This window comes from Serratia ureilytica (genome assembly GCF_017309605.1).
GTDB lineage: Bacteria > Pseudomonadota > Gammaproteobacteria > Enterobacterales > Enterobacteriaceae > Serratia > Serratia ureilytica.
In genome coordinates this window covers 3810470-3835846 of sequence record NZ_CP071320.1, presented here as the reverse complement: position 1 = coordinate 3835846, position 25377 = coordinate 3810470, and the positions used below count along the sequence as shown (strand labels likewise).

Annotated in this window: 26 protein-coding genes, 1 pseudogene and 1 riboswitch; of the genes and pseudogenes, 4 read left to right on the top strand and 23 right to left on the bottom strand. The window is 61.1% G+C overall.

Annotation, left to right across the window (positions count from 1 at the left end):
* Nucleotides 1-41: 41 nt before the first annotated feature.
* On the top strand, nucleotides 42-551 hold the full coding sequence (locus J0X03_RS18125) for a VOC family protein (protein WP_015376923.1): 510 nt from the start codon (nucleotides 42-44) through the stop codon (nucleotides 549-551).
* A gap of 36 nt (nucleotides 552-587) precedes the next feature.
* Here J0X03_RS18125 and J0X03_RS18120 read toward each other — a convergent pair whose 3' ends face one another.
* From J0X03_RS18120 to J0X03_RS18095, 6 genes are all read right to left on the bottom strand, one after another.
* Nucleotides 588-1415, bottom strand: a complete 828-nt coding sequence (locus tag J0X03_RS18120; RefSeq protein ID WP_015376924.1) for an amino acid ABC transporter ATP-binding protein — start codon at nucleotides 1413-1415, stop codon at nucleotides 588-590.
* Nucleotides 1416-1424: 9 nt separating this feature from the next.
* Nucleotides 1425-2312: an amino acid ABC transporter permease gene (locus J0X03_RS18115; protein WP_004940038.1), complete on the bottom strand. Its 888-nt coding sequence runs from the start codon at nucleotides 2310-2312 to the stop codon at nucleotides 1425-1427.
* Nucleotides 2313-2342: 30 nt separating this feature from the next.
* Nucleotides 2343-2870 (bottom strand): GNAT family N-acetyltransferase, encoded by a 528-nt coding sequence (locus J0X03_RS18110; protein WP_047025715.1) that lies wholly within the window; start codon nucleotides 2868-2870, stop codon nucleotides 2343-2345.
* A gap of 9 nt (nucleotides 2871-2879) precedes the next feature.
* Entirely contained in the window at nucleotides 2880-3800 is a 921-nt protein-coding gene (locus J0X03_RS18105; protein WP_033642151.1) for an ABC transporter substrate-binding protein, read from the bottom strand.
* A 26-nt stretch (nucleotides 3801-3826) separates the two neighbouring features.
* Nucleotides 3827-5152: an LLM class flavin-dependent oxidoreductase gene (locus tag J0X03_RS18100; protein ID WP_042783837.1), complete on the bottom strand. Its 1326-nt coding sequence runs from the start codon at nucleotides 5150-5152 to the stop codon at nucleotides 3827-3829.
* A gap of 188 nt (nucleotides 5153-5340) precedes the next feature.
* A complete protein-coding gene (locus J0X03_RS18095; RefSeq protein ID WP_033651144.1) occupies nucleotides 5341-6504 on the bottom strand; it encodes a M20 peptidase aminoacylase family protein in 1164 nt (387 codons plus the stop codon).
* A gap of 345 nt (nucleotides 6505-6849) precedes the next feature.
* On the opposite strand from J0X03_RS18095, the gene cspE reads away from it, so the two are divergent.
* Nucleotides 6850-7059 (top strand): transcription antiterminator/RNA stability regulator CspE, encoded by a 210-nt coding sequence (gene cspE / locus J0X03_RS18090; RefSeq protein ID WP_004940030.1) that lies wholly within the window; start codon nucleotides 6850-6852, stop codon nucleotides 7057-7059.
* A gap of 57 nt (nucleotides 7060-7116) precedes the next feature.
* Here the strand turns inward: cspE and J0X03_RS18085 are convergent, their stop codons facing one another.
* From J0X03_RS18085 to crcB, 3 genes are all read right to left on the bottom strand, one after another.
* The gene (locus J0X03_RS18085) at nucleotides 7117-8307 is read right to left on the bottom strand and encodes a multidrug effflux MFS transporter (protein WP_089194379.1); all 1191 of its coding nucleotides are present in this window, start codon (nucleotides 8305-8307) and stop codon (nucleotides 7117-7119) included.
* Between the two features lie 6 nt (nucleotides 8308-8313).
* Nucleotides 8314-8910 carry a TetR/AcrR family transcriptional regulator gene (locus J0X03_RS18080; protein WP_033642155.1) on the bottom strand — a complete coding sequence of 199 codons (597 nt, stop codon included), beginning with the start codon at nucleotides 8908-8910 and terminating at the stop codon, nucleotides 8314-8316.
* 289 nt (nucleotides 8911-9199) lie between these two features.
* A complete protein-coding gene (gene crcB / locus J0X03_RS18075; RefSeq protein WP_004940022.1) occupies nucleotides 9200-9583 on the bottom strand; it encodes a fluoride efflux transporter CrcB in 384 nt (127 codons plus the stop codon).
* A 78-nt stretch (nucleotides 9584-9661) separates the two neighbouring features.
* Nucleotides 9662-9724, bottom strand: a riboswitch (Fluoride riboswitch).
* An 83-nt stretch (nucleotides 9725-9807) separates the two neighbouring features.
* On the opposite strand from crcB, the pseudogene J0X03_RS18070 reads away from it, so the two are divergent.
* Nucleotides 9808-10225 (top strand): annotated as a pseudogene (locus J0X03_RS18070) (N-acetyltransferase family protein).
* Between the two features lies 1 nt (nucleotide 10226).
* On the opposite strand, the gene J0X03_RS18065 reads toward J0X03_RS18070, so the two are convergent.
* Entirely contained in the window at nucleotides 10227-11294 is a 1068-nt protein-coding gene (locus J0X03_RS18065; RefSeq protein ID WP_129993238.1) for a diguanylate cyclase, read from the bottom strand.
* Nucleotides 11295-11512: 218 nt separating this feature from the next.
* Here J0X03_RS18065 and tatA point away from each other — a divergent pair, with 218 nt between their 5' ends.
* Nucleotides 11513-11728: a Sec-independent protein translocase subunit TatA gene (gene tatA, locus J0X03_RS18060; protein ID WP_004940019.1), complete on the top strand. Its 216-nt coding sequence runs from the start codon at nucleotides 11513-11515 to the stop codon at nucleotides 11726-11728.
* 93 nt (nucleotides 11729-11821) lie between these two features.
* Here the strand turns inward: tatA and lipA are convergent, their stop codons facing one another.
* The 13 genes from lipA to leuS all read right to left on the bottom strand — a co-directional run bounded on the left by lipA (nucleotide 11822) and on the right by leuS (nucleotide 25323).
* The gene (lipA, locus tag J0X03_RS18055; RefSeq protein ID WP_004940018.1) at nucleotides 11822-12787 is read right to left on the bottom strand and encodes a lipoyl synthase; all 966 of its coding nucleotides are present in this window, start codon (nucleotides 12785-12787) and stop codon (nucleotides 11822-11824) included.
* Nucleotides 12780-13448: a lipoyl(octanoyl) transferase LipB gene (gene lipB, locus J0X03_RS18050; protein ID WP_015376934.1), complete on the bottom strand. Its 669-nt coding sequence runs from the start codon at nucleotides 13446-13448 to the stop codon at nucleotides 12780-12782. Before lipB ends, lipA begins: the two co-directional genes overlap by 8 nt.
* A 134-nt stretch (nucleotides 13449-13582) precedes the next feature.
* Nucleotides 13583-13849, bottom strand: coding sequence for a DUF493 family protein YbeD (gene ybeD, locus J0X03_RS18045; protein WP_004940012.1), 267 nt, complete (start codon nucleotides 13847-13849; stop codon nucleotides 13583-13585).
* A gap of 104 nt (nucleotides 13850-13953) precedes the next feature.
* On the bottom strand, nucleotides 13954-15165 hold the full coding sequence (gene dacA, locus J0X03_RS18040; protein WP_004940010.1) for a D-alanyl-D-alanine carboxypeptidase DacA: 1212 nt from the start codon (nucleotides 15163-15165) through the stop codon (nucleotides 13954-13956).
* Between the two features lie 180 nt (nucleotides 15166-15345).
* Nucleotides 15346-16431 carry an endolytic peptidoglycan transglycosylase RlpA gene (gene rlpA / locus J0X03_RS18035; RefSeq protein WP_047025711.1) on the bottom strand — a complete coding sequence of 362 codons (1086 nt, stop codon included), beginning with the start codon at nucleotides 16429-16431 and terminating at the stop codon, nucleotides 15346-15348.
* A gap of 10 nt (nucleotides 16432-16441) precedes the next feature.
* Complete coding sequence (gene mrdB / locus J0X03_RS18030; RefSeq protein WP_004940006.1) at nucleotides 16442-17554, bottom strand: peptidoglycan glycosyltransferase MrdB; 1113 nt, start codon at nucleotides 17552-17554, stop codon at nucleotides 16442-16444.
* Nucleotides 17555-17562: 8 nt separating this feature from the next.
* Nucleotides 17563-19458 (bottom strand): peptidoglycan DD-transpeptidase MrdA, encoded by a 1896-nt coding sequence (mrdA, locus tag J0X03_RS18025; RefSeq protein ID WP_033642160.1) that lies wholly within the window; start codon nucleotides 19456-19458, stop codon nucleotides 17563-17565.
* Between the two features lie 38 nt (nucleotides 19459-19496).
* The gene (rlmH, locus tag J0X03_RS18020) at nucleotides 19497-19967 is read right to left on the bottom strand and encodes a 23S rRNA (pseudouridine(1915)-N(3))-methyltransferase RlmH (RefSeq protein ID WP_004940002.1); all 471 of its coding nucleotides are present in this window, start codon (nucleotides 19965-19967) and stop codon (nucleotides 19497-19499) included.
* A gap of 3 nt (nucleotides 19968-19970) precedes the next feature.
* Nucleotides 19971-20288 carry a ribosome silencing factor gene (rsfS, locus tag J0X03_RS18015; RefSeq protein WP_004940001.1) on the bottom strand — a complete coding sequence of 106 codons (318 nt, stop codon included), beginning with the start codon at nucleotides 20286-20288 and terminating at the stop codon, nucleotides 19971-19973.
* A 194-nt stretch (nucleotides 20289-20482) separates the two neighbouring features.
* The gene (gene nadD, locus J0X03_RS18010) at nucleotides 20483-21145 is read right to left on the bottom strand and encodes a nicotinate-nucleotide adenylyltransferase (RefSeq protein WP_015376938.1); all 663 of its coding nucleotides are present in this window, start codon (nucleotides 21143-21145) and stop codon (nucleotides 20483-20485) included.
* On the bottom strand, nucleotides 21135-22169 hold the full coding sequence (holA, locus tag J0X03_RS18005) for a DNA polymerase III subunit delta (RefSeq protein WP_047572366.1): 1035 nt from the start codon (nucleotides 22167-22169) through the stop codon (nucleotides 21135-21137). Before holA ends, nadD begins: the two co-directional genes overlap by 11 nt.
* Nucleotides 22166-22726 carry an LPS assembly lipoprotein LptE gene (lptE, locus tag J0X03_RS18000; RefSeq protein ID WP_149542881.1) on the bottom strand — a complete coding sequence of 187 codons (561 nt, stop codon included), beginning with the start codon at nucleotides 22724-22726 and terminating at the stop codon, nucleotides 22166-22168. The genes holA and lptE overlap by 4 nt, the downstream gene beginning before the upstream one ends.
* Before the next feature lie 14 nt (nucleotides 22727-22740).
* On the bottom strand, nucleotides 22741-25323 hold the full coding sequence (gene leuS / locus J0X03_RS17995) for a leucine--tRNA ligase (protein WP_033651151.1): 2583 nt from the start codon (nucleotides 25321-25323) through the stop codon (nucleotides 22741-22743).
* Nucleotides 25324-25377 lie beyond the last annotated feature (54 nt).

The following is a 25377-nucleotide window of genomic DNA, read 5'->3' as shown; positions in this document are numbered from 1 at the left end:
TGTTCATGCTGACTTTATTCAATGCGCAAAAAGGAATAGCGATGGGCATCAAACGTCTCAATCACGCCGTGCTGTACGTCAGCGACGTGCGGCAGAGCGCCGACTTTTATCATCAGGTATTGGGCTTCAAGCTGAAGCCGTCCGACAGCCCCGATCGGGCGGTATTTACCCAGGCCGCCGACTCGGACAACGATCACGATTTGGCGTTGTTCAGCAAGAACCTGGGCCAGCAGCGCGCCGGGGTGTTTCGCGCCAACGGCGAGCCGCCGGCGGAGCATGAGCCGCCGGCCGGGCTGTATCATCTGGCCTGGGAAGTGGACAGCCTGGAAGAGCTGGAGCGCATTCGCCATCAGCTGGCCGAACGCGGCATTCTCGGGTTGGAAGAGGATCACGGCGTGCACAAAAGCATTTATGGTCACGACCCGGACGGGCTGCTGTTTGAGGTGACCTGGTTTATTCCCCCGGCGTTGCTGACCGAAGAGGACAAAAACCAGCAGGGGATCCGCCCGTTGGATTTCGCCGCCGAGAAGCGGCGTTTCGCCGGCCTCTAACCTGCTCCTGCGCGGGGCGCATCGGCGCCCCGACGCTCACAGTACTTTGTTGAGGAAGTTGACGGTGCGCGGGTGCTGCGGCTGAGCCAGCACCTGTCTGGCATCGCCCTGCTCGACGATCTGCCCGTCGACCATAAACACCACCCGATCCGCCGCTTCGCGCGCAAAGCCGATTTCATGCGTCACCACCACCAGCGTGACGCCCAGATCCGCCAACCCTTTAATCACGTCCAGCACTTCGCCGACCAGCTCGGGATCGAGCGCGGAGGTCGGCTCATCGAACAGGATCACCTTCGGGTTCAGAGCCAGCGCGCGCGCGATGGCGATGCGCTGCTGTTGGCCGCCGGAGAGGTGGCGCGGGTAGGCGTCCGCCTTGTGGCGCAGCCCGACCGTATCCAGCAGCTCATAGGCCACCGCTTTCGCCCGTTCGCGGGAGTGGATCTTGTGCACCACCGGCGCTTCGATGATGTTTTCCAGCACCGTCAGATGCGGGAACAGGTTGAAGTTTTGGAACACGTAGCCGACGTTGATGCGCTGCCGGAGGATGGCCTTTTCCTTCAGCTCGTACAGCCGGTTGCCCTTGCGGCGATAGCCGACGTAGTCGCCGTCAATGCGGATAAAGCCCTCGTCGACGCGCTCCAGATGGTTGATCGCCCGCAGCAGCGTCGATTTTCCGGAGCCGGAAGGCCCGAGGATCACGGTCACGGTGCCCGGCTGCAGCGTCAGGCTGACGTCGTCCAACGCCTTGTGTTTGCCGAAGAATTTGCTGACGTTGCTGATTTCGATCAGGCCGCGCGCCGGCACCGGGGTGAGGTTGCGTGCCGGCTGTTCGGGCAAGGCGTAATAATCAATGGCTTCAGACATGCGGGTCTCCTAACGTTTTAGCCAGCCGGCCAGTTTCTGCCAGGGCGTCGGCGGCAGTTCGCGCACCGCACCCCGGGCGAAATAGCGTTCGATGTAGTATTGGATCACCGACAGGGCGGTGGTGATGAACAGATACCAGACGGTGGCCACCATCAGCAGCGGTATCACCTGCTGGGTGCGGTTATAGATCACCTGGATGGTGTAAAACAGCTCCGGCAGCGCCAGCACATAAACGATTGAGGTGCCTTTCGCCAGACTGATGATCTCGTTGAATCCGGTCGGAATAATGGATCGCAGCGCCTGCGGCAGAATGATGCGGAAGGTGCGGCGATAGCCCGGCAGGCCCAGCGCCGCCGCCGCTTCGTGCTGGCCGTAATCCACGCCCAGGATGCCGCCGCGGATGATCTCGGCGGTATAGGCGGACTGCACCAGCGTCAGACCCAGCACCGCCACGGCGAACTGGCCGAGGATATCGATGGTCGGGTAGCTGGCGAACACCACCGAGGTAAAGGGAATGCCCAGCGAGATGGCATCGTACAGATAGGAAAAGTTATACAGGATGATCAGCACCAGGATCAGCGGCAGCGAGCGAAACAGCCAGATATACCCCCAGGCCAGCGACGCCAGCAGGTAAGAACGCGACAGCCGCGCCAGGGCCAGCAGGGTGCCGAACAGAATGCTGAACAGCGTGCCGAGCAGCGTCAGCAGCAGGGTCTGTCCCAGCCCCGCCAGCACCGCCGGGGCGAAGAACCACTCGGCGAACACGCCCCATTCCCAGCGCGCGTTGCCCGCCACCGATTGCACGATGGCGGCCAGAATAAACAGCGAAAACAGCGCGCCGATCAGCCGCAGCGGATAGCGGGCGGGCACCACTTTCAAGACTTCTTGTTTGGACATGTCATGTCTCCTGATACAGATAAAGGGGCCTTAGGCGATTTTCCTTTCCGACGCGCAACAACAGGCGTCTTCTGCAATCAGGCTTTTGCGGAACGGCAGGCGGCCATCGTAGGGCGGGCGGCTGTAAACCTCGCTGTCGACGGTGGGATCGAACTGCGGCTGATAACCGTTGCTCAGGTACAGGCCCACCGCTTCGGGCTGGCGAAAGCCGGTGGTCAGATAGAGTCGGCGATAACCCTGCGCCAGCGCCAGCGTTTCCAACTGCTGCAACACCCGTTGCGCCAGGCCCTGGCGGCGCAGATCGCCCCGCGTCCAGATACGCTTCAGCTCGGCGGTTTGCCCGTCATAGCGCTTGAAGGCACCCATGGCGATCGGCGTACCGGCGCGCAGCAGCACGATGAAGGCGCCCTGCGGCGGCGCGTACAGGTCCAGCGGTTCCGGTTCCTGGTCACCAAAATAGTCGCCGTAGCGCTGACGATATTCGCCGAACAGCCCCTCGATCACCGGGGCGATCAGCGGATCGGTCGGCAGCGTCTGAATGAAAGTGTCTTGCGTCATCGCGCGCTCCTAATCGCCCAGACCGGGCGGGTTGATTTCCGACTGCGCAAGGCGTTCGACGCTCTCGCCCCAGCGGTTGAGCACCTGATCGTACTGTCCGCCGCGGATCGCGCCGTTCAGCGCTTCATTCACCGCCTGCACCAGCCCGTTGCCTTTACGGGTGGTGACGGCGATGTGCGCCGCCTTGGGCCAACCGCCTTCCACCGTGCCCGCCAGCCGGGTACGGCCATTCAGCGCCGCTTTATAGGCGCCCAGCACGTTGGGCCCGAAATAGGCGTCGGCCCGGCCGGACTGGATCGCCAGCGTGGCGGCCGCATCGTCGGTCACGTAGATCGGCTGGAAGGGTTTGAGCCCCTGCTGCCGATTCTGCTTGTCCCATGCCAGCAAGATGGCTTCCTGGTTGGTGCCGGAGCCGACGATGATCTTTAATCCGGCGATATCGGCAGGCTGTTTGATCGTCGCTATCTTGCCGCCGGTTTTGACATAAAAGCCGAGCGAGTCGATGCGATAGGTAGCGAAGTCGAAGCGGGTTTTGCGCTCTTTGGTGACGGTGACGTTGGTGATGGCCGCGTCATACTTGCCGGAAACCACCCCCAGCGGCCAGTCTTCCCACGAGGTTTGCACTACGTTCAGTTCCAGCCCCAGGCTGTCGGCCACCAACTGCGCGATATCCACTTCGCTGCCGATAAGCCGCCGGTTGTCGGCGGCGAACAGCGCCAGCGGCGGCGTGTTGAGCGCGGCGATCGCGACGGTGAACCGGCCCGGCTTCACGAAGCGGAAATCGGCCGGCAGCTTGGCGATCGCCTGCGGGTTTTTCGGCGCATGGATAGGGGTTTCATTGGCCTGCAAATCGATGCCGGTGCCCGCCTGCGCGGCGCCGGTCAGGCTCAGCAAGGCCGCCACGAGAGCGGCGGTAACGGTTTTCTGCATAGCGGGTATCCCTGAAAACGATCTTATTATTGGGTGAATCTGTTCAACGGACGTTTCAGGCCCAGGTGCTCGCGCAGCGTATCGCCGTGGTACGCCTGGCGGAACAGGCCGCGCCGTTGCAGGACGGGCACCACCCGATCGACGAAGTGCCCGAAGGCGTTGGGCGTACCGCCGCTGATGATGAAGCCGTCGGCGGCTTCGCCGTCGAACCAGCGTTGCAGGCCGTCCGCCACCGCTTCCGGCGTGCCGCTGAACACCGGGCGCGGCGAGGCGGCCTCCAGCGCCACCTGGCGCAGCGTGAGGTTACGCTCGCGGGCGTTGCGCTTGATGGCGTCGGTGGTGCTGCGGAAGCTGTTTTGCCCCAGATCGCCGATGTCCGGGAAGGGCGCGTCCAACGGATGGCGGGAAAAGTCGTAATGTTCGAAGTAGCGGCCCAGGTAGTTGAGGGCGTTCTCGATGCTGACCAGACGGGCGGTCTCTTGGTACTGGCGCTCGACGTCCGCATCGTCGTCGCCGACGATCACGCTCACGCCCTGGAAGATGCGCAGGTCGTCCGGTTCGCGCCCCTGTTCCACCAGCTGCCGCTTCACGTCCTGGTAGAAATCCTGCGCCTGCTCCAGCGTGTCGTGATGGGTGAAGATCGCATCGGCGTGCTTGGCCGCCAGCCGTTTGCCGTCTTCGGAGGCGCCGGCCTGGAACAGGATCGGGCGGCCCTGCGGCGTGCGGCCGATGTTCAACGGCCCCTGCACCGAGAAGAACTCCCCCTGATGATTGAGGGTGTGCAGTTTCCCGGCGCGGAAAAATTCGCCGCTGGCCTTATTGCGCACGAAGGCATCGTCCTCCCAGGAGTCCCACAGTCCTTTGGCGACGTCGAGAAACTCGCCGGCGATGCGGTAACGCAGGCTGTGCTCCGGGTGTTCGGCGCGCGAGAAGTTTTTGGCCGAACCTTCCAGCGGCGACGTCACCACGTTCCAGCCCGCGCGGCCGTTGCTCAGGTGATCGAGGCTGGCGAACTGGCGGGCGACGGTGAACGGATCGCTGTAGGATGTGGAGAGCGTGCCCACCAGGCCAATTTTGTCGGTGGCGGCGGACAGCGCGGCCAATAAGGTCAACGGCTCGAAACGGTTAAGAAAATGCGGAATGGACTTTTCGTTGATATATAAGCCATCGGCGACGAAGACGAAATCGAATTTCCCTTGTTCGGCTTTTTTCGCCGAGGCGATATTAAATTCGAGGTTGATGCTGGCGTCGGCGGTGGCGTCCGGGTGGCGCCAGGCGGACATATTTCCCGATGCGCCGTGCAGAATGGCGCCCAGCCGTAATTGCCGTTGATTATTCGCGTTGTCGCTCATCGTGATTATCCTGTCATGCGCCGAAAGGCGCGCGGTGTCTGATGCGTCCACTATTGATGAGCGCTGGCGGGATGTAAAACAACAAAACAGCATATTCAAATGTTGAAAACTGCAAATATCACGGCGAGCGAAAATAATAATCCCCGGCGCGGCATCAGCGGCGTCGGGGAAATACTATTTCACGTTATTCAGGCGTTGCTGAGGGCTTTTTTCGCTGCGGGGGTTAATTGCTGCAGCGTGCGCTCCGCCAGCAGCGAAAAATAGTGGGCGGCAGGAAAGAGGGCGCGCTCATCGGGATTGAAACGCGGATGGTGCAGGCCGAATTCGCTGGCGGAGCCGATGCTGACGAACGCGCCCGGCACGTGATGCAGATACAGCGCGAAATCCTCGCCGCCCATCTGCAGCTCCGCCTCTTCGACCCGGTAGCCGGCCTCGGCGGCGACGGTTTTGCTGAACGCCGCCCAATGGGCGTCGTTGATCACCGCCGGCGGCCCCGGCTGCCAGTGGAGTTCGGCCTGCGCGCCGAGCGCGGCGGCAACGCCGTCGATCACCTGGCGAATTTTATCCGGCACCTGGCGGCGCACCGCATCGCTGTGGGTGCGCACCGTGCCTTCCAGCTCGACGGTTTGCGGCAGCACGTTCCAGGTATTGCCGCCTTCGATGCGCGTCACGCTCACCACCAGCGATTCCAGCGAGCTGAAGCTGCGGCTGGGCAGCGTTTGCAGCGCGCCGACGATCTGGCTGGCGGTGACGATGGTATCGACACCCTGTTCCGGTTTGGCGGCGTGGGCGCCTTTGCCGGTGATGCGGATCTGGAAGCGATCGACGTTGGCGTAGAACGGCCCGGCGCGGGTTGCGAAGGTGCCGGTGGGCAGCTCCGGCGCATTGTGCAGGCCAAATATCGCCGCGACGTTATCCAGCGCGCCGGCGTCGATCAGGTGCCGGGCGCCGTTGAAGGTCTCTTCCGCCGGCTGGAAGAAGATGCGCACCGTGCCCGCCAGTTCGGCTTCACGCGCTTTGAGCAGGTGTGCGGCGCCGAGCATTACCGAGGTGTGAAAGTCGTGCCCGCAGGCGTGCATCACGCCGCTGTTTTGCGAGCTGAAGGGCACGTCGGCGATTTCGTCGATCGGCAGGGCGTCGATGTCGCCGCGCAGCGCGATGATCGGCCCCTGGCCGCTGCCGATCTCCGCCACGACGCCGGTTTTCAGCGCCAACGGCAGAAGGCGAATGCCCGCCTCTTGCAGCCAGCGGGTCAGGCGGGCGGTGGTGGCGAATTCGTGATTGGAAAGCTCCGGGTTTTGGTGCAGTTCACGCCGATAGGCGATGATCTTGTCTGCCAACTGGCTGGTCATAGGCTTGGCTCACAGTGGGAAATAAACCCTAACCCTAGTGCAGGGGCCGCCGAAGCAAAAAGACCATCTGGTTATATTTCATAGCGATTGTGTTTGCACGGCGCGTCAACGATGGGGGAAAGGGGCAGGTTTAGGCGTTCGCGCGTTGTTCGCCGGCGCAGGGAGAGGATTGACCTGGAACGGTAACTTACTGCAACCGGTGTCATTCATTTACACCGGACAACACGGATTTTTTCACTCTTTATCGGATTTCTGTGATCGCGGTGGTGGACAAAATCCTGCCTGCTTGCTGTACTGTAATCGACACAGGTTTTGTGTCTTTCATTCACGTTAAAGGTAAGTTTGATGTCTAAGATTAAAGGTAGCGTTAAGTGGTTTAATGAATCCAAGGGCTTCGGTTTCATTACTCCGGAAGATGGTAGCAAGGACGTTTTCGTTCACTTCTCTGCCATCGTTAGCAACGGTTTCAAAACGCTTGCTGAAGGCCAGCGTGTAGAATTTGAAATCACGAACGGTGCCAAAGGCCCATCTGCCGCTAACGTTACTGCTATCTAAGCTGCGTAGCTGAATTTCTTAAAACCCGCTCATTGAGCGGGTTTTTTATTGGGCGCGTTATGCGTCGCTGCGGCGGGCCAACAGGCTGAACAGCAGGATGGCGATGGCGTAGCAGCCGACGATGGTCAGCGCCATCGACAGAGCCGAGGTGCCGCCCAGCCCGGTGAGCGGCACGGCGCAGGCGCCGAGCGCGAACATGCACACGCCGATCAAGGCCGACGCGCTGCCGGCTTTGTCCCCCTGGCTTTGCATCGCCAGCGACGAGGCGGTCGGGCCGACGATGCCGATCACCGCCACCGAGAAGAACAGCGGCACCAGCAACACGACCAGCGGCGCATGCAGCGCGGCGGCCAACAGCAGCAACAGCGATGCGACGGCCGCCAGCGTTAACCCGCCCCTCAATACCCGGCGTTCCCCCCAACGTGAACTGAGACGGCTGGCCAGCTGCGCCGCAATGATCAGCCCGACGCCGTTAATGGCGAAGCACAGGCTGAACATCTGCGGGCTGAGGCCGTAGATCTGCTGCAAGACGAAAGGCGAAGCGCCGATATAGGCGAACATGCCGGCCATTACGAAGCCCTGCGTCAGGCACAGGCCCATGAAATAGCGCTGGGTCAGCAACCCGCCGAGCGACATCAGCATCGCCAGAATGCCGCCCTGGCTGCGGCGCTCGACCGGCAGGGATTCGCGCAGCTTCAGCGCCGACAGGCTGAACAGCAGCACGGCGATGGCCGCCAGCACGCCGAAGATGCCGCGCCAGTTCATCACCTGCAGCATGACGCCGCCCAGCACCGGCGCGACGATCGGCGCCAGGCCGTTAACCAGCATCAGCAGGGCGAAGAAACGGGTCAGCTCGTGGCCGGCGTACAGATCGCGAGCAATGGCGCGGGAAATCACCGCCCCGCCGGCGCCGGCGATGCCCTGGAGCAGGCGGGCGATCAGCAGTTGGTCAATGGTGGGCGCCAGCGCGCACCACAGCGAAGCGCCGAGCAGCAGGATCAGCGACAGCAGCAGCGGGCGCATACGGCCCAGTTTGTCGCTGTAAGGGCCAAAAATCAGCTGGCCGACGCCCAGGCCGAGCAGCCCGGCGGTCAGGCTGAGCTGCGCGGCGGCGGTGGAGGTATTCAGCTCGCCCGCCATTTCCGGCAGGGCGGGCAGATAGAGATCGGTGCACAGCGGCCCCAGCGCGGCCAACAGGCCAAGCACGACGGCGTACACCAGACGTTGTCTGGCTAAGTGTTTGGTCATGGGAGATTAAGATTTCCTGAACAGGTGAGAAATGGCCTGCTGATACAGATCGCGCAGCAGGGACGCATCGGCTTTTTGCGTGGTAAGGATACGGTAACCGGTGCCTTCGCTCATGACGGCGATAAACTCCACCCGCGCGGCGATCTCTTCCGCGCTGAAATCGGGATACAGCCGCTGCAGGTTGTGGCACACGTGGCGAAACAGCCGCGCCTCCGCATCGCTGAGCAGTTTGGCCACCACCGGGTTGCGCGTGGCCTCGGCGGTCACTTCCAGCATCAGCATGTGATCGGTTTCGCTCTCGCCCGGTTGCTGAAACAGCGTGCGCGCCGCCAGCGTGCCGGCGATCAGGTTGATGTGATCGCCAAGGTTTTCCAGGCGCTGCATCTTGCTGGTGATGATGCGATTGACGATCTCTTCGATAATCGCGTCTTTATTGGCGAAATAGCGATAGATTTGCCCGACGCTGAGCTGCGAGCCCTGGGCAATCTCCGCCATGCTGGCGGCATGGAAGCCGTGGCGGCGGAAGCTGGTTTTCGCCGCTTCGACGATCTGATCGCGGCGCGCCTGCACTTTGGCCTGTTTACTGTCGTTGGGGGAGAGCATCTGCCCGATCCTTTGCTGCGCGTGAGCCGGGTTCACAATTTTGGGTGTGAACGTTCATTCTCAATTGTAGTGTAACGGATGGGGAGGACGCAAGATGAACGCGCGTTGCGGGGAAAAGGTGTTTAGGCGAACAGGTAGGCGTTGATAAAGGCGGCGACGATCAGCACGCACAGCGCAACGGCGATCGCTTCGGCGGTGGTTTTCGGCAGGCTAAACATAGCGATTTCTCATCCAGTCAGGAGTTCTGGATGAGATTATGCGCATGCAAGATTAAGGAAACATTAAGGGCTTAGCGCCCGTTGACCCACATCACCAGCATGAAGGCCAGCAGCGTCATCGCCAGCGAGCCGGCCAGGTTAAGCAGCATGTTGGCCAATGCCCAGCCGAAGCGGCCGTCCTGCATCAGATACACCACCTCCAGCGAAAAGGTGGAGAAGGTGGTCAGGCCGCCGCAGAAGCCGGTGGTGATCAGCAGTTTCCAGGTGGGATCCAGGTGTGTCATGCGGGTGAAAATCGCCATCGCCAGACCGATGATAAAACCGCCGATCAGATTGACCATCAGCGTCCCTAGCGGAATGTGGGCGTTCAGCGGATTCATTTTCATGCTTACCGCCCAGCGCAAAACGCTGCCGACGCCGCCGCCGATAAAGACGGCCAGTAAAGAACTCAACATGGGGCAACTCCCTTTCAAACAGAGAAATTCACGGGCTCGGAAAGGGACAGGCGTAACGCTACGCGCCTCTCTCCGAGAGGTTACGTAGACATCATCAGCCTGTGAAGGCGGTTAGGGAGGAATGTCATCTCCAGCGTGCCGCACGGCCTTTTTCACCGTACCCGATGGATGTTACACCTAACGCCGTCTATTTTGTAGTATCGACCCCCTGCGAGGTAAAACCGATGGAAATCAGAGCGGCGCGTCTGGGCGACCGGCATGCTATCGCCGAATTGATGACGGTGTTGGGCTATCCTGGCACCGAGGCGTTTCTGACGCAGCGCATGCAGCAACTGTTGGCGCACCCGGACGAGGCGCTGCTGGTGGCGGCGGACGGGGCGCAGGTGCTGGGCGTGTTGTCGCTGCATTTCCTGCCGCAGCTGGCGTTGGCCGGCGACATTGGCCGCATCAGCTATTTTTGCGTCGACGATCGGGCGCGCGGCGCGGCGGTTGTTGGCGGAGGGAGAGGCGCTGGCGCACCGTCGCGGCTGCGATCGGTTGGAGGTTCATTGCCACAGTCGCCGCGAGCGGGCCCATGCGTTTTACCTGCGTGAAGGCTTTGTTGAAGCGCCGAAGTATTTTGCCAAGTTATTAAGTCAGTAAGTTACTCCCCTGGCGGCACTGCCGTTTCCAGCCGGTTGCGGCCGTTTTGCTTCGCCCGATAGAGCGCGCTGTCGGCCGCTTTCAGCCAGTCCAGATAGCCGCCCAACGCGGGGTGGTAGTTGGCGATGCCGGCGCTGATCTGCAGCCGCAGCTGCGGCGCCTCTTTGAAGCTGACCGCATCCAGCCGCTGCTGGATGCGTCGCAGGACGATTTCCGCCTGCTCGGCGTTGGTGTTCGGCAGCACCGCGCCAAACTCGTCGCCGCCGTAGCGCCCGACGATATCCACGTTACGCAAGCCGATCAGCAGCTCTTCCGCCAGCGCCGCCAGGGCCTCATCCCCCAAAGCATGGCCGAAGGTGTCGTTGATGGTTTTGAAGCGGTCGATATCCATCAGGATCAGCGTGGCCTTATCCTGGTAGCGACGGCAGCTGTCGAACTGACGATGCAGCAGATGCTCCCAGTGGCGACGGTTGTATAAGCCGGTCAGCCCATCGCGGGTGCTGATGCGCTGCAGCTCCTGTTTCTTTTCCGCCAGCCGCTTGGCGGTGCGGTAAGTCACCAGCCCGAGCAGCGTCGGGTAAAGGTAGATCATCGGCAGGCACAGATAGACCTGCAACGGCGTGCTGTACGGGTGAAACGGGAAGCCGAGCAGCGCGGCGGTGAACGCCGCCGTGGCCAGTTGCATGGCCAATCCTTTTACAAACAGCGTTTTGCCGGCTGAAGCGATGTTATTCATGCTCATCATCGACAGGATGACGATGGCGGGCAGCGCGTTGAACGCCATCATCGCCGCCCAGAAGCCGCCGAAAGCGGAGTCGATCAACAGGTTGCGAATTTCGGCTTTGAACGGATCTTTGGCGCGGCGGGCCAGGCGGTAGGCGAGATGCGGCCAGAGAAAGCCGTGAAAGGCCAGCAATAGCCAGACCGCCGCGGGCGGAGCCAGGGGGTAGAGCGCGGCGCAGACGCAGATAAAGCCGAGCCCCAGACCGACGGCGCGGGGCAGGTAGGTGCGTTTGGCGAAGCTGAGGCCGGATTTTCGGGCATCGAAAATGGGTGGGGCAATATACATCCGGCATCTCCCTGATGAGTATCATGGCAGCGTATCATGCGGGTGATAAACTAAGAATAGTCTGGGATTCACGTCCAGAGGCCCTGTGGCATTACTGCGACCGATCTCACTCTGTTACATGTTGCGGTTGTGCGAGCCGAAGGAAAGTCGCTAAATATTCGCAGGCAAGGTCAGTTTTTCTCGCTGTTCACGCAGCGCTCTATGATAAGAAGGTGAGTATGGAAGGTATCAGCATTACCAAACTTCTGGTGATTGCGGTGTTGGTGATTTTACTGTTCGGCACCAGCAAACTGCGTACGCTCGGCGCCGATCTTGGCGCGGCGCTGAAAGGCTTTAAAAAAGCCGTGGGCGATGACAGCACGCCGCCGGCCGCCGGCAACAACGCCGCCGAAAGCCAGTCCGCTCAGCAGAGCGTCGAAAAGAAAGACGTTTAACCCCGTCTGACTGCGCGCAATAAAAAACGGATGCCTTGCGGACATCCGTTTTTTGGCGTTTCCGCCGTCTATAGCGTAACAAACTATTACGCGTTATTTCACTTCCATCCCTTTGGCCTGCAGATCGGCGTGGTAAGACGAACGCACGAACGGGCCGCAGGCGGCGTGGGTGAAGCCCATCGCCATCGCTTCTTCTTTCATCTCGTCAAACTCGGCAGGGCTGACGTAGCGCTGCACCGGCAGGTGGTGACGGCTCGGCTGCAGGTACTGACCCAGCGTCAGCATGGTCACGCCGTGGCGACGCAGATCGCGCATCACTTCAATGATTTCCGCGTTGGTTTCGCCCAGGCCGACCATCAGGCCGGATTTGGTCGGGATATCCGGGTGCGCTTCTTTAAAGCGCTCCAGCAGCTTCAGCGACCATTCGTAGTTGGCGCCCGGACGCACCTGGCGGTAGACGCGCGGCACGTTTTCCAGGTTGTGGTTGAATACGTCCGGCGGCGTGGCGGTGAGGATCTCCAGCGCGCGGTCCATACGGCCGCGGAAGTCCGGCACCAGCGTTTCAATTTTGATGTTCGGGCTTTTGGCGCGGATGGCGGAGATGCAGTCGGCAAAGTGCTGAGCGCCGCCGTCGCGCAGATCGTCGCGGTCAACCGAGGTGATCACCACGTAACGCAGCGCCATGTCGGCGATGGTTTGCGCCAGCTTTTCCGGCTCGTTGGCGTCCGGCGCGATCGGGCGGCCGTGGGCCACGTCGCAGAACGGGCAGCGGCGGGTGCAGATGGCGCCGAGGATCATAAAGGTGGCGGTACCGTGGTTGAAACACTCGGACAGGTTAGGGCACGAGGCTTCCTCACAGACGGAGTGCAGGCCGTTCTTGCGCATCGCGGCTTTGATGCCCTGAATGCGCGTTGAGTCGGCAGGCAGTTTGATCTTCATCCACTCGGGTTTACGCAACAGCTCCTGCCGTTCGGTGACCACCGTTTTGACCGGGATCAGCGCCATTTTGTCAGCATCGCGGTATTTGACGCCGCGTTCCATCTGAATTGGTTTACTCATAATCGTGCAGGTTCCAGTTACGAAGCTCGACCGTCTGGTAGCCGAGTAAATGAACAAATTCCTGTACCAGGATTGGGTGTATGTCTTCAATGCCAACGCCGGGCGCCAGCGCGCTGACCTGCGTCATCTGCATACCGGCGTAACCGCAAGGGTTGATGCGTTGGAAGGGGCTGAGATCCATTGCCACATTCAGGGCCAGGCCGTGGAATGAGCTGCCTTTGCGGATCCGCAAACCCAACGAACAGATTTTCTGCTCCCCCACGTACACGCCGGGCGCATCCGGACGGGCGCGCGATGCGAGGCGGAAGTGGGCGAGAGTGTTGATAACCGTATCTTCTATCGCCGTGACCAACTGACGTACGCCGACCTTGTTGCGTTTCAGATCGACCATCACGTACATCACCTGCTGACCCGGCCCGTGGTAGGTCACCTGGCCGCCGCGATCGCTCTGGACAACCGGGATGTCGCCGGGCATCAGCACGTGTTCGGCTTTGCCGGCCTGACCCTGGGTGAACACCGGGTGATGCTGCACCAGCCACAGCTCGTCCGGCGTGGTCTCGGTACGACTGTCGGTGAAGTTATGCATGGCTTGGGATACAGGCGCGTAGGGCTGCAACCCCAGCTGACGCAAAATGATCTTGTCTGGTTGCAAAAGAGTCATCGTCAGGTTACAGAAGTGGTAAAGCCATTATACCGGGCGCTCCGGCCTGCGACCAGCCTTTCGCTGACCAAAAATGCGCAACCCGGGAAGACGCTGCGCCATCCCGGGTTGATAAGCAGGGGTTTATGCTGGAATTACAGCACCATGCGAACAATTTCAATGTTGCCCAACTCTTCGTACAGGGTTTCGACCTGCTCGATGTGAGTGGCGTTGATGGTGATGGAGACGGAGTGGTAGTTGCCTTTGCTGCTTGGCTTGACCTGCGGGTTGTAATCGCCCGGCGCATGGCGCTGCACCACTTCAACCACCTGGTCAACCAGCTCAGGCTGCGCCAGGCCCATTACCTTGTAGGTAAACGAGCAAGGGAATTCGAGCAGTTCGTTCAGTTTAGTTTTTTGCATGTGCGTGCGCTCCAGAGTGCTAGCTAATCTATAAAGTATAACTCCCGCCGGGGCGGGAGTTAGTGTTATTCACTATATGGGGACGATTTCGCCCGTTTCAACCGTTAACCGAACCAGTGGTGGAACATCAGTTTGATGTAGTCCACGATGCGGCTGAAGAAGCCGCCTTCTTTCACTTCGTTCATCACCACCAGCGGACGCTGGTCGATGGTTTTGCCGTCCAGCTGGAAGTTGATGCTGCCCACCACCTGGTTTTTCGCCAGCGGCGCGTGAATTTCCGGCGTGTTCAGCACGTAGCTGGCCTTCAGGTCTTTCATGCGGCCGCGCGGAATGGTCAGGTAGACGTCTTTGTCCACGCCCAGCTCAACGCGGTCGGCATCGCCGAACCAGACCGGCTCGGAGGCGAACTCTTTACCGACTTTCAGCGGCGCCACGGTTTCGAAGAAGCGGAAGCCCCAGGTCAGCAGTTTCTTGCTTTCGGCTTCACGGCCTTTGTAGGTGCGGCCGCCCATCACGGCGGAGATCAGGCGCATTTGGCCTTCGGTCGCCGAAGCCACCAGGTTGTAACCCGCCGCGTCGGTATGGCCGGTTTTGATGCCGTCGACGTTCAGGCTGTTATCCCACAGCAGACCGTTGCGGTTCATCTGGCGGATATTGTTGAAGGTGAACTCTTTTTCTTTGTAGATCGCGTATTCTTCCGGCACGTCGCGGATCAGCGCCTGGCCGATCAGCGCCATGTCGCGCGCCGAGCTGTATTGGCCCTGCGCATCCAGGCCGTGCACCGTCTGGAAGTGGGTATTCTGCAGGCCCAGCTTGCTGACGTAGGTGTTCATCAGGTTGACGAACGCATCCTGGCTGCCGGCGACGTAGTCGGCCATTGCCACGCAGGCGTCGTTACCGGACTGCAGGTTGATGCCGCGGGTCAGTTTGGAGACCGGCACGCGATCGCCCGGCTTCAGGAACATCAGCGAGGAGCCTTTGAACACCGGGTTGCCGGTCGCCCAGGCGTCCTGGCCGACGGTCACCAGATCGTCCTGGCCGATTTTGCCCGCTTTCAGCGCCTGGCCGATGACGTAGCTGGTCATCATTTTGGTCAGGCTGGCCGGATCGCGACGCGCATCGGCGTTCATCTCGGCCAGCACCTTGCCGGAGTTGTAATCAATCAGGATGTACGCTTCCGCATCGATCTGCGGGACACCTGGGATCATGGTTTTGATGTTAACGTCATCGGCGTGCGCAACGGAGGCTGCGCTCATTGCGATAACGGTGCCGAGGGCGATGCTTTTGATTAAGCGAAAAGAAGTTACTTGTTTCATGATCGGGACTACAACATCCGTGAAAGTAAAGTTAAAAAACGAGCCACACTATAGCAGATGCGATCCCGGCAGGCATTACCCATTCATCTGACTAATTGCGGTTAGTGCCCTTTTAGCTGCAAGAAAATGTTTCAGCTAAATAACCGCTTATCGGCCGTGAATGCCCGCCGGGCTTAACGCTCAGGGTGCAGCAGTAACGAAAGACTGTTGTTGCGCTTCGCTCGCCAGGCGTTGCTGCAGCTGGGCCGCCTGCTGACGGCTGCTGAACGGGCCAAGCTGGACGCGGTAAACGTTGCCGTTGGCCGCCACTTTGCCCGGCACGCCAAACTGTTGGCTCAGGCTCTGTTGCCAGCTCTGGGCGCGTTCGGCGCTGCTCAGCGCGCCGACCTGCACCACGTAGCCGCCGGAAGAGGCGGCAGCAGCCGTGCCGACAGCCGCCGCGCCAGCCGCGACCGGTGCGGCCACCGCGGCGACTTCAGGTTCGGAACCTTCCAGCACCCCGGCCGGCACCGCGCTCGGCGCGCCGAGGAAACCGCTGCGGCCGTTGGCGGCATTGCCGCCGGCTGCAGGGGCGCTGTTGTCGTCGGTGCGCAGGGTGCTGTTATCGATCGGGCGCACCGCCGCGCCGCTGGCGATCGGCGCCTCCTGTTGAATAGGGGTGCCCATGCCGCTGGAGCCGAGATCCGGGCGCGCCGGCAGGGCGTAGCTCTGTTTCGCCACGATGGTGCCGATGGTGCCGGGGCCGCTCAGCGTGCCGTCCGGCGCCACGTTGATGAAATCTACCTTGACCTTGGTGTTGTTGGACAGGTTGAGGCGGTCGGCGGCGGCTTTCGACAGATCGATGATGCGGCCCTTGGTATATGGCCCGCGATCGTTGACGCGCACCACCAGCTGACGGCCGTTGGCCAGGTTAGTGACGCGCACATAGCTTGGGATTGGCAGGGTCGGATGCGCCGCCGTCAGGCCGTTGGGGTCAAACTGCTCGCCCAGCGCCGTGGTGTTGCCGTTGGCCTCCTCGCCATACCAGGCCGCCAGGCCGGTCTGCGAGAAGTTCTGCGGATCTTTTACGATGCGGTAAGTATCGCCATTAACCTTATAATCCTGCATGTTATTAGGGTTATAGGGTTCATATTGAGGCTCGACGCCGCCGATTTCCACCACCGGGCCGTTGTACGGCTGCGGAGGGGCTTGCTGTTCCGTGGTCGGGGCGGTACAGGCGGAGAGCAACACCGCCGCGACGCCGATCCAAAGCCATTCCTTACGCATTACTCACCTCTTATAAACTTTTAGACAGCATTTTCCGATGCGTGTGGATCGACATGATGATGCCGAAACCGGCCATCAACACTATCAGCGCCGAACCCCCGTAACTGACCAGAGGCAAAGGTACGCCAACTACCGGCAAAATGCCACTGACCATACCGATGTTAACAAAGACATAAACGAACAAAATCAGCATCAAGCCGCCGACCATGACGCGGCCAAAGGTGGTTTGCGCCTTGGCGGCGATCATCAGCCCGCGGATGATCACCAGCAGGTAAAGCGCCAGCAGCACCAGCACCCCGATCAGCCCCAGCTCTTCGGCCAGGACGGCGAAGATAAAGTCGGTATGGCGCTCCGGCAGAAACTCCAGCTGAGACTGGGTGCCGTGCAGCCAGCCCTTGCCGGACAGGCCGCCGGAGCCGATGGCGATCTTGGATTGAATGATGTGATAACCGGCGCCGAGCGGGTCGCTCTCCGGATCGAGCAGCATCATGACGCGGTCGCGCTGATAGCCGTGCATCAGGAAGAACCACAGCACCGGGATGAAGGCCGCCAGCGCGACGGCGGCGACGGCGATCAGCTTCCAGCTCATGCCGGACAGGAACAGTACGAACAGGCCGGAAGCGGCGATCAGGATAGAGGTGCCCAGATCCGGCTGCGCGGCCACCAGCAGCGTCGGCAGGAAGATCAGCACCAGCGCGATGGCGGTGTTTTTCAGCGAAGGCGGGCAGACGTCGCGGTTCATAAAGCGCGCCACCATCAGCGGCACGGCGATCTTGGCGATTTCCGACGGCTGGAAGCGCACTACGCCGAGATCCAACCAGCGCTGCGCGCCTTTACTGATCTGCCCGAAGGCGTCCACCAGGATCAGCAAAATCACGCAGAAGATATACAGATAGGGCGCCCAGCTTTCGTACACGCGCGGCGGGATCTGCGCCATGACGGCCATCACGATCAGCCCCATGACGATCTGCCCGATCTTGCGCTCCATCATGCCGATGTCCTGGCCGCTGGCGCTCCACATCACGAAGGCGCTGTAGACCAACAGGGCCAGGATCAGCAGCAGGAACGTCGGGTCGATGTGGATTTTGGTCCAGATCGAGCCTTTTTGTTGGCTTTCAGTCATGTTCTACCTTAGTCACCTTCTACGCCAGGCGGCAGCGGGGCCTCGCTTGGCAATTGCGTATTGTTGTCGCCCAGCAGAATGTGGTCGAGGATCTGGCGGGTGATGGTCCCCACCGCCGGACCGGAGCCGCCGTTTTCCAGAATGATGGCGACCGACACCGTCGGGTTGTTGAACGGTGCGAAGGCGGTCATCAGTTTGTGATCGCGCAGGTGCTCCGCCAGTTTGTGGGCGTTGTAGGTTTCATAGCCGAATACCTGTGCGGTACCCGATTTCGCCGCGGCTTTATAAGGTGCGTCCGCAAAGTATTTGCGCGCCGTCCCGTTCGGACGGTTGGCCACACCGTACATGCCGTCTTTGGCAATTTCCCAGAAGCCGGAGTGAATATCGCCGATCTGCGTGTTTTCTTCCTGTTTGAACGGCACCAGCGCGCCGTTGATGCGGGTGCTCTGCAGCAGGTGCGGCGTTTTGACGGTGCCGTCGTTGATCAGGGTGTTCAGCGCCTTGGCCATCTGGATCGGCGTCGCGGTCCAGTAACCCTGGCCGATGCCTACCGGAATGGTGTCGCCCTGATACCACGGTTTTTTATAGCGTTTCTGCTTCCATTCGCGCGTCGGCATCAGGCCGGAGCGCTCTTCGGACAGATCGATGCCGGTGTACTGGCCGTAACCGAATTTGGTCAGCCAGGTCGACAGCCGATCGATCCCCATGTCATAAGCGACCTGGTAGAAATAGGTATCTGCGGACTCTTCCAGCGCCTTGGTGACGTTCAGGCGGCCGTGGCCCCATTTCTTCCAGTCGCGAAAGCGTTTTTCCGAGCCGGGCAATTGCCACCAGCCGGGATCGAACACCACGGTGTTTTTGGTGATCACCCCGGCGCTCAGCGCCGACACCGCGATATAAGGCTTCACCGTCGAGGCGGGCGGGTAGACCCCCTGGGTGGCGCGGTTGATCAGCGGGCGATTCGGATCGTTCAGCAACCCCTGATAGTCCTTGCTGGAAATGCCGTCGACGAACAGGTTCGGATCGTAGCTCGGGTTGGAGACCATCGCCAGGATGGCGCCGGTGCGCGGATCGCTCACCACCACCGCGGCGCGGCTGCCGACCAACAGCTGTTCGATATAGCGCTGCAGGTTAAGATCGAGCGTCAGGTAGACGTCCTGACCGGCGGAAGGCGGCTGTTCGTGCAATTGGCGGATCACCCGGCCGCGGTTGTTGACCTCGACCTCTTCATAGCCGGTTTTGCCGTGCAGCGTGTCTTCGTAATAGCGTTCGATGCCCAGCTTGCCGATATCGTGGGTGGCGGCGTAGTTGGCCAGTTTGCCGTCTTTGTCCAGTCGCTCGACGTCGCGATCGTTGATCTTGGACACGTAGCCGGTGACGTGGGTGAGGGCGGAGCCGTAGGGGTAGTAGCGGCGCTGGTAGCCTTTCACTTCCACACCCGGGAAGCGGAACTGATTGACCGCAAAACGGGCGACTTGCACCTCGGTCAGCGCGGTTTTCACCGGAATGGAGACGAAACGGCGCGAGCGCTTGCGCTCTTTTTCGAAATTGGTGATGTCGTCATCGGTCAAGTCGACCACCGGGCGCAGCGCCTGCAGCGTGGCTTTGAGATCGTCGACCTTTTCCGGCATCAGTTCCAGCTGATAAATGGTGCGGTTGAGCGCCAGCGGAGTGCCGTTGCGATCGTAGATAATGCCGCGGCTGGGCGCGATGGGCACCAGCTTGATGCGGTTTTCGTTGGAGCGGGTGCGGTAATCCTCGACGCGGACCACTTGCAGATTATACAGGTTGGCGATCAGGATGCCGGACAGCACCAGGATGACCAAGAACGCCACCAGGGCGCGGCGTACAAACAGGGCGGATTCAGCCGTATAGTCGCGAAAAGGGTTACGTTCTATTTTCATCCCGCTGCTTTATTTCACTCTGTCACGGTCACCACCGGCTATTCCCGGTGGTAAGGATGATTTGTAGTAATACTCCAGGCGCGGTAGAGGCTTTCGGCCACCAGGACGCGCACCAAAGGATGCGGCAGTGTCAACGGAGAAAGCGACCAACTCTGCTCGGCAGCGGCTTTGCAGGCGGGCGCCAGCCCTTCCGGGCCGCCGATCAGCAAGCTGACGTTGCGGCCATCCTGCTTCCAGCGCTCAAGCTGCTGCGCCAGCTGCGGCGTTTCCCACGGCGTGCCTGGGATATCCAGCGTAACGATGCGGTTGCCTTTGCCCACCGCCGCCAGCATTTGTTCGCCTTCCTTGTCCAGAATGCGTTTGATGTCGGCGTTTTTGCCGCGTTTGCCGGCCGGGATCTCGGTCAGCTCAAACGGCATATCTTTGGGAAAGCGGTGCAGGTAATCCATAAAGCCGGTTTGCACCCAGTCTGGCATTTTGGTGCCGACCGCCACCAATTGCAGTTTCACCGCTTAGCTCCAGAGTTTTTCCAGCTCGTACAGGCGACGGCTTTCTTCCTGCATCACGTGCACGATCACTTCGCCCAGATCGACCACGATCCAGTCGGAGGCTTCCTGGCCTTTCATGCCAAACAGCTCCATGCCCGCGGCGCGGGATTCCTGCACCACGTGGCTGGCGATCGACATCACGTGGCGAGTCGACGTGCCGGTGCAGATGATCATGCAATCGGTGATGCTGGATTTGCCCTGTACGTCCAGAGCGACAATGTCTTGGCCTTTGAGGTCATCGATTTTATCGATGACGAAATCTTGGAGCGCTTTACCTTGCAAAGGTTCCCCCTCGGGTGTGTTCTGTTCAGTCGGCTGCGGCGGGCAAAATGCGCGCGCCGCGGCGTAACCGGATAAAGGTTTCGGCAGGCTGCCGCTGAAAGCCAGCTAACTGGTGACTGCCCGGCCAGCTAAGGTTTCCGGGGTTTTCAGCGGATACCTGAAAAATAGCGGCGCAGTATATCACGCACCTTTCGCTAGCGATATAAACCCTGCAACTCGATATAGCGCTGCACCGGGCGCGGCAGCAGATCGTCGCAGTTGAGGCCCTGATGGCGGCGCTGGCGGATCTCGGTGGCGGAAATTTCCAGCTCCGGCGTATCGGCCAGATAGATATGGCCGTGCGGGCGGCGGCTGAGCAGCGCCGGGTCGGCGGTGCGATGACGTTCCAGCCACTGCTGCAGTTCCGGCGTGTCCATGCGATCGTTATAGCCCGGGCGCGCCAACACCAGCAGATGGCAGACGTCCAACAGCGCCTGCCAACGATGCCATTTATGCAGCGTCAGCAGCGAGTCCTGGCCAATAATAAACGCCAGCGGCTGGGCGGCGCCACGCTCTTTACGAATCGTTTCCAGCGTCTCGATGGTGTAGGAGGGGGTGGTGCGATGCAGTTCGCGATCGTCGACCGCGAACAGCGGATTGCCGGCGATCGCCAGCTCGACCATCTTCAAGCGCTGCTGTGCGTTGGCCTCGGGCTGCGGGCGGTGTGGCGGCACGTGGTTAGGCAGCAGCGTGACGCGATTCAGGCCCACTTCGGCGGCCAGCGCCTCCACCGGCCGCAGATGGCCGTAGTGGATCGGATCAAAGGTGCCGCCAAACAGCGCGTGCAATACGGTGGGGTGTTCCGGATTAGTGGGCATCGGTAAAACTCGTGGCCAGGGGTTTGCCGCACAGCAGCATCGACAGGGTTTCCAGTTCCGGCCAGACCGACTGGCCATAGTCCTGCTTGAGGGTCAGCTCTATTTGCGTCAGCAGCTGTACCGCTTGCTGCAGCTGGGCGCTGGACAGGCGTTGCAGCGCCTGGGTCACCAGCGGGCGGCGGTTCTGCCAGACCTTGTGCTGATCGAACAGCGTGCGCAGTGGCGCGGACGCCATGCGGCGCTGCAGCGTCAGCAACAGCAGCAGTTCGCGCTGCAGGGTGCGCAACAGGATCACCGGCTCGACGTCCTCTTGCTGCAGCTGCTGCAAAATATGCCAGGCGCGCTTGCTCTTGCCGGCCAGCAAGGCGTCCAGCCAGTGGAACGGCGTGAAGTGGGCGGCGTCGTTCACCGCCTGCTCGACGCGCGGCAGGGTGAGCTTGCCGTCCGGGTGCAGCAGCGACAGCCGCTCCAGCGCCTGCGACAGCGCCAGCAGGTTGCCTTCGTAGCAGTAGCACAACAGCTGATTGGCCGCGTCGTCCAACTCCAGCTTCATCGCCTTGGCGCGCGTGGCGACCCAGCGCGGCAGCTGTGCCTGCTCCGGCGTCTGGCAACTGACGAGGGCGCCGTGCGGGCTGAGCGCCTTGAACCAGGCGCTGTTTTCCTGCGCTTTGGTGAGGCGCGGGCCGCGCAGGATCAGCAGAATATCCTCGTGCAGCAGGGTGGCGAGCTTGGTCAGCTGTTCGCCGATCGGCGCCGTTGGGCCGTTTTCCGGGAAAATCAGCAGCAGCGTCTGGCGGCTGGCGAACAGGCTCATCGCCTGGCAGATGCCGAAGATGGCGTCCCAGTCGGTGTGGGCGTCGAGGGAAATGCTGTAGTGCTCGCTGAACTGCTGCTGTTGCGCGGCCTGCCGGAGCAGATCCTGGCTTTCCTGCAGCAGCAGCGGTTCATTGCCGCTCAATAAATAACAAGCGCGCAGCCCCTCTCGGAGCTGCGCGGCAAGTTGTTCCGGATAAATGCGGATCATTGTACGGTTTGGCTTGCCGCTCGTTCGCCGACGGCAGCGGCTTTTTGCCGGTTTTCTTCTTCCGCCGCGTGCACGGTCAGCAGTTTGCGCACCAGCTGTTGCGCCGCCTGCTCACGCATTTCCTGGCGAATGATCTCCTGCTCGGAGTCTTTGGCCAGCGCGGTCAGCGGGTTGTCGAAGAACGAACGGAACACTTTCACCGACAGCGGATACAGGTCATGCCCCGGGATCAGCACCTGGGCCTGCACGGTTAGCACCAGCTGATACTCGGCGGTTTTACCGTCCTGGAAGATCGAGGCGGTATCCTGGCTTTCCGTCGCGCCGACGATGCGCAGAGAAGGCACGTCTTTACGCTTCGGATCGCTGACGATGGTCACGGCGTTCAAACGCAGTTGCTCACGCACCGCGCGCGTCAATGGCCCGTAAGGATCCGAACTGTCCAGGATCAGCGTTTTCATTTCATTAGGCACCTGCGTGGTGCCACGCAGGTGAAAACCGCAGCCGGCGGTGACCAGCACCGCCAACCCCAGCAACAGCGTCAGAATACGTTGTCGCACAACTCCTCCTTGTGTTAACCCACAACCAGGTTAAGCAGTTTGCCCGGAACATAGATCACTTTGCGAATCGTGACGCCGTCCAGATATTTAGCCACCAGATGCTCTTCGGCAGCGCGCGCGCGCACTTGCTCTTCGGTCGCATCGGCAGATACGGTGATTTTAGCGCGAACCTTGCCGTTCACCTGCACCACCACCAGCTTGGAGTCCTCGACCATCGCCTGCTCGTCGGCAACCGGCCATGGCGCGGTGTCCACGTCGCCTTCGCCGCCCAGTGCCTGCCACAGGGCGAAGCACACGTGCGGGGTGAACGGATACAGCATGCGAACGACGGCCAGCAGCGCTTCCTGCAGCAGCGCGCGATCCTGCTCGCTCTCCTGCGGCGCGCGGGCCAGTTTGTTCATCAGCTCCATCACGGCGGCGATCGCGGTGTTGAAGGTCTGGCGGCGGCCGATATCGTCGGTCACTTTGGCGATGGTTTTATGCAGATCGCGGCGCAGCGCTTTCTGCTCTTCGTTCAGCGACGCCACGTCCAGCGGCTGCACCGCGCCTTTTTCCACGTGATCGTAGGCCAGTTTCCATACGCGCTTCAGGAAGCGGTTAGCCCCTTCCACGCCGGATTCCTGCCACTCCAGCGTCATTTCTGCCGGTGAAGCGAACATCATGAACAGACGCACGGTGTCCGCGCCGTATTTTTCCACCATCTCCTGCGGGTCGATGCCGTTGTTCTTCGACTTCGACATTTTGCTCATGCCAGCATAGACCAGTTCACGGCCTTGCGGATCGGTGGCCTTGATGATGCGGCCTTTGTCGTCGCGCTCGACGGTGGCGTCAACCGGGGATACCCAGACGCGCTCGCCGCTGTTGCCGGTGTAGTAGAAGGCGTCGGCCAGCACCATGCCCTGACACAGCAGGCGCTTGGCCGGCTCATCGGAATCCACCAGGCCCGCATCGCGCATCAGCTTGTGGAAGAAGCGGAAGTACATCAGGTGCATGATGGCGTGCTCGATGCCGCCGATATATTGATCGACCGGCAGCCAGTAGTTGGCGGCGGCCGGATCCAGCATGCCCTGGTCATACTGCGGGCAGGTGTAGCGCGCGTAGTACCAGGAGGACTCCATAAAGGTGTCGAAGGTGTCGGTTTCACGCAGCGCCGGCTGGCCGTTGACGGTGGTCTTCGCCCACTCAGGGTCGGCCTTGATCGGGCTGGTGATGCCGTCCATGACCACGTCTTCCGGCAGGATCACCGGCAGCTGATCTTCCGGCGTCGGCATCACGGTGCCGTCTTCCAGGGTCACCATCGGGATTGGCGCGCCCCAGTAACGCTGACGGGAAACGCCCCAGTCGCGCAGACGGTAATTGACCTTGCGCTGGCCGACGCCTTTGGCGACCAGTTTGTCGGCGATGGCGTTAAAGCCCGCTTCGTTGTCCAGACCGTCAAACTCGCCGGAGTTGAACAGCACGCCTTTGTCGGTCATCGCTTCGGCGCTCACGTCAGGCTGGCTGCCGTCGAGGTTCAGGATCACCGGTTTGATCGGCAAATCATATTTGGTGGCGAATTCCCAGTCGCGCTGGTCGTGCGCTGGCACCGCCATCACGGCGCCGGTGCCGTATTCCATCAGCACGAAGTTGGCGACCCACACCGGCAGCTTCTCGCCGCTCAGCGGATGGACAACGAACAGGCCGGTCGGCATGCCTTTCTTCTCCATCGTCGCCATTTCGGCTTCGGCCACTTTGGTGTTGCGGCATTCGTCGATGAAGTCGGTCAGCGCGGGGTTGTTGCGCGCGCCCTGTTGCGCCAGCGGGTGACCCGCGGCGACCGCCACGTAGGTGGCGCCCATGAAGGTGTCGGGACGGGTGGTGTAAACCGTCAGCTTCTCTTCGCTGCCAGCCACGTCGAAGGTGATTTCCACGCCTTCGGAACGGCCAATCCAGTTGCGCTGCATGGTTTTCACCTGCTCCGGCCAGCTTTCCAGCGTGTCCAGATCGTTCAGCAGCTGATCGGCATAGGCGGTGATTTTGATGAACCACTGCGGGATCTCTTTACGCTCGACCTTGGTGTCGCAGCGCCAGCAGCAGCCGTCGATAACCTGTTCGTTGGCCAGCACGGTCAGATCGTGCGGACACCAGTTCACCGCCGAGGTCTTCTTGTAGACCAGGCCTTTTTCATACAGCTTGGTGAAGAACCACTGTTCCCAGCGATAGTATTCCGGCTGGCAGGTGGCGATTTCGCGATCCCAGTCGTAGCCGAAGCCCAGCAGTTTCAGCTGGTTCTTCATGTATTCGATGTTGTCGTAGGTCCATGGGGCCGGCGCGGTGTTGTTTTTCACCGCCGCGCCTTCCGCCGGCAGGCCGAACGCATCCCAGCCGATCGGCTGCAGTACGTTTTTGCCCAGCATGCGCTGATAGCGCGAGATCACGTCGCCGATAGTGTAGTTACGAACGTGGCCCATGTGCAGTCGGCCGGACGGGTAAGGCAGCATGGATAGGCAGTAGTACTTTTCCTTGCTGTCGTCTTCGGTAACTTTGAAAGTCTGCTTCTCTTGCCAGTGAAGCTGTACGTTCGATTCTATGTCTTCTGGACGGTATTGCTCTTGCATGGCGGCCGGTGGTCCTGTAGGTGTAAACCGTTGCCCCGGTCAGAGGCAACGCAA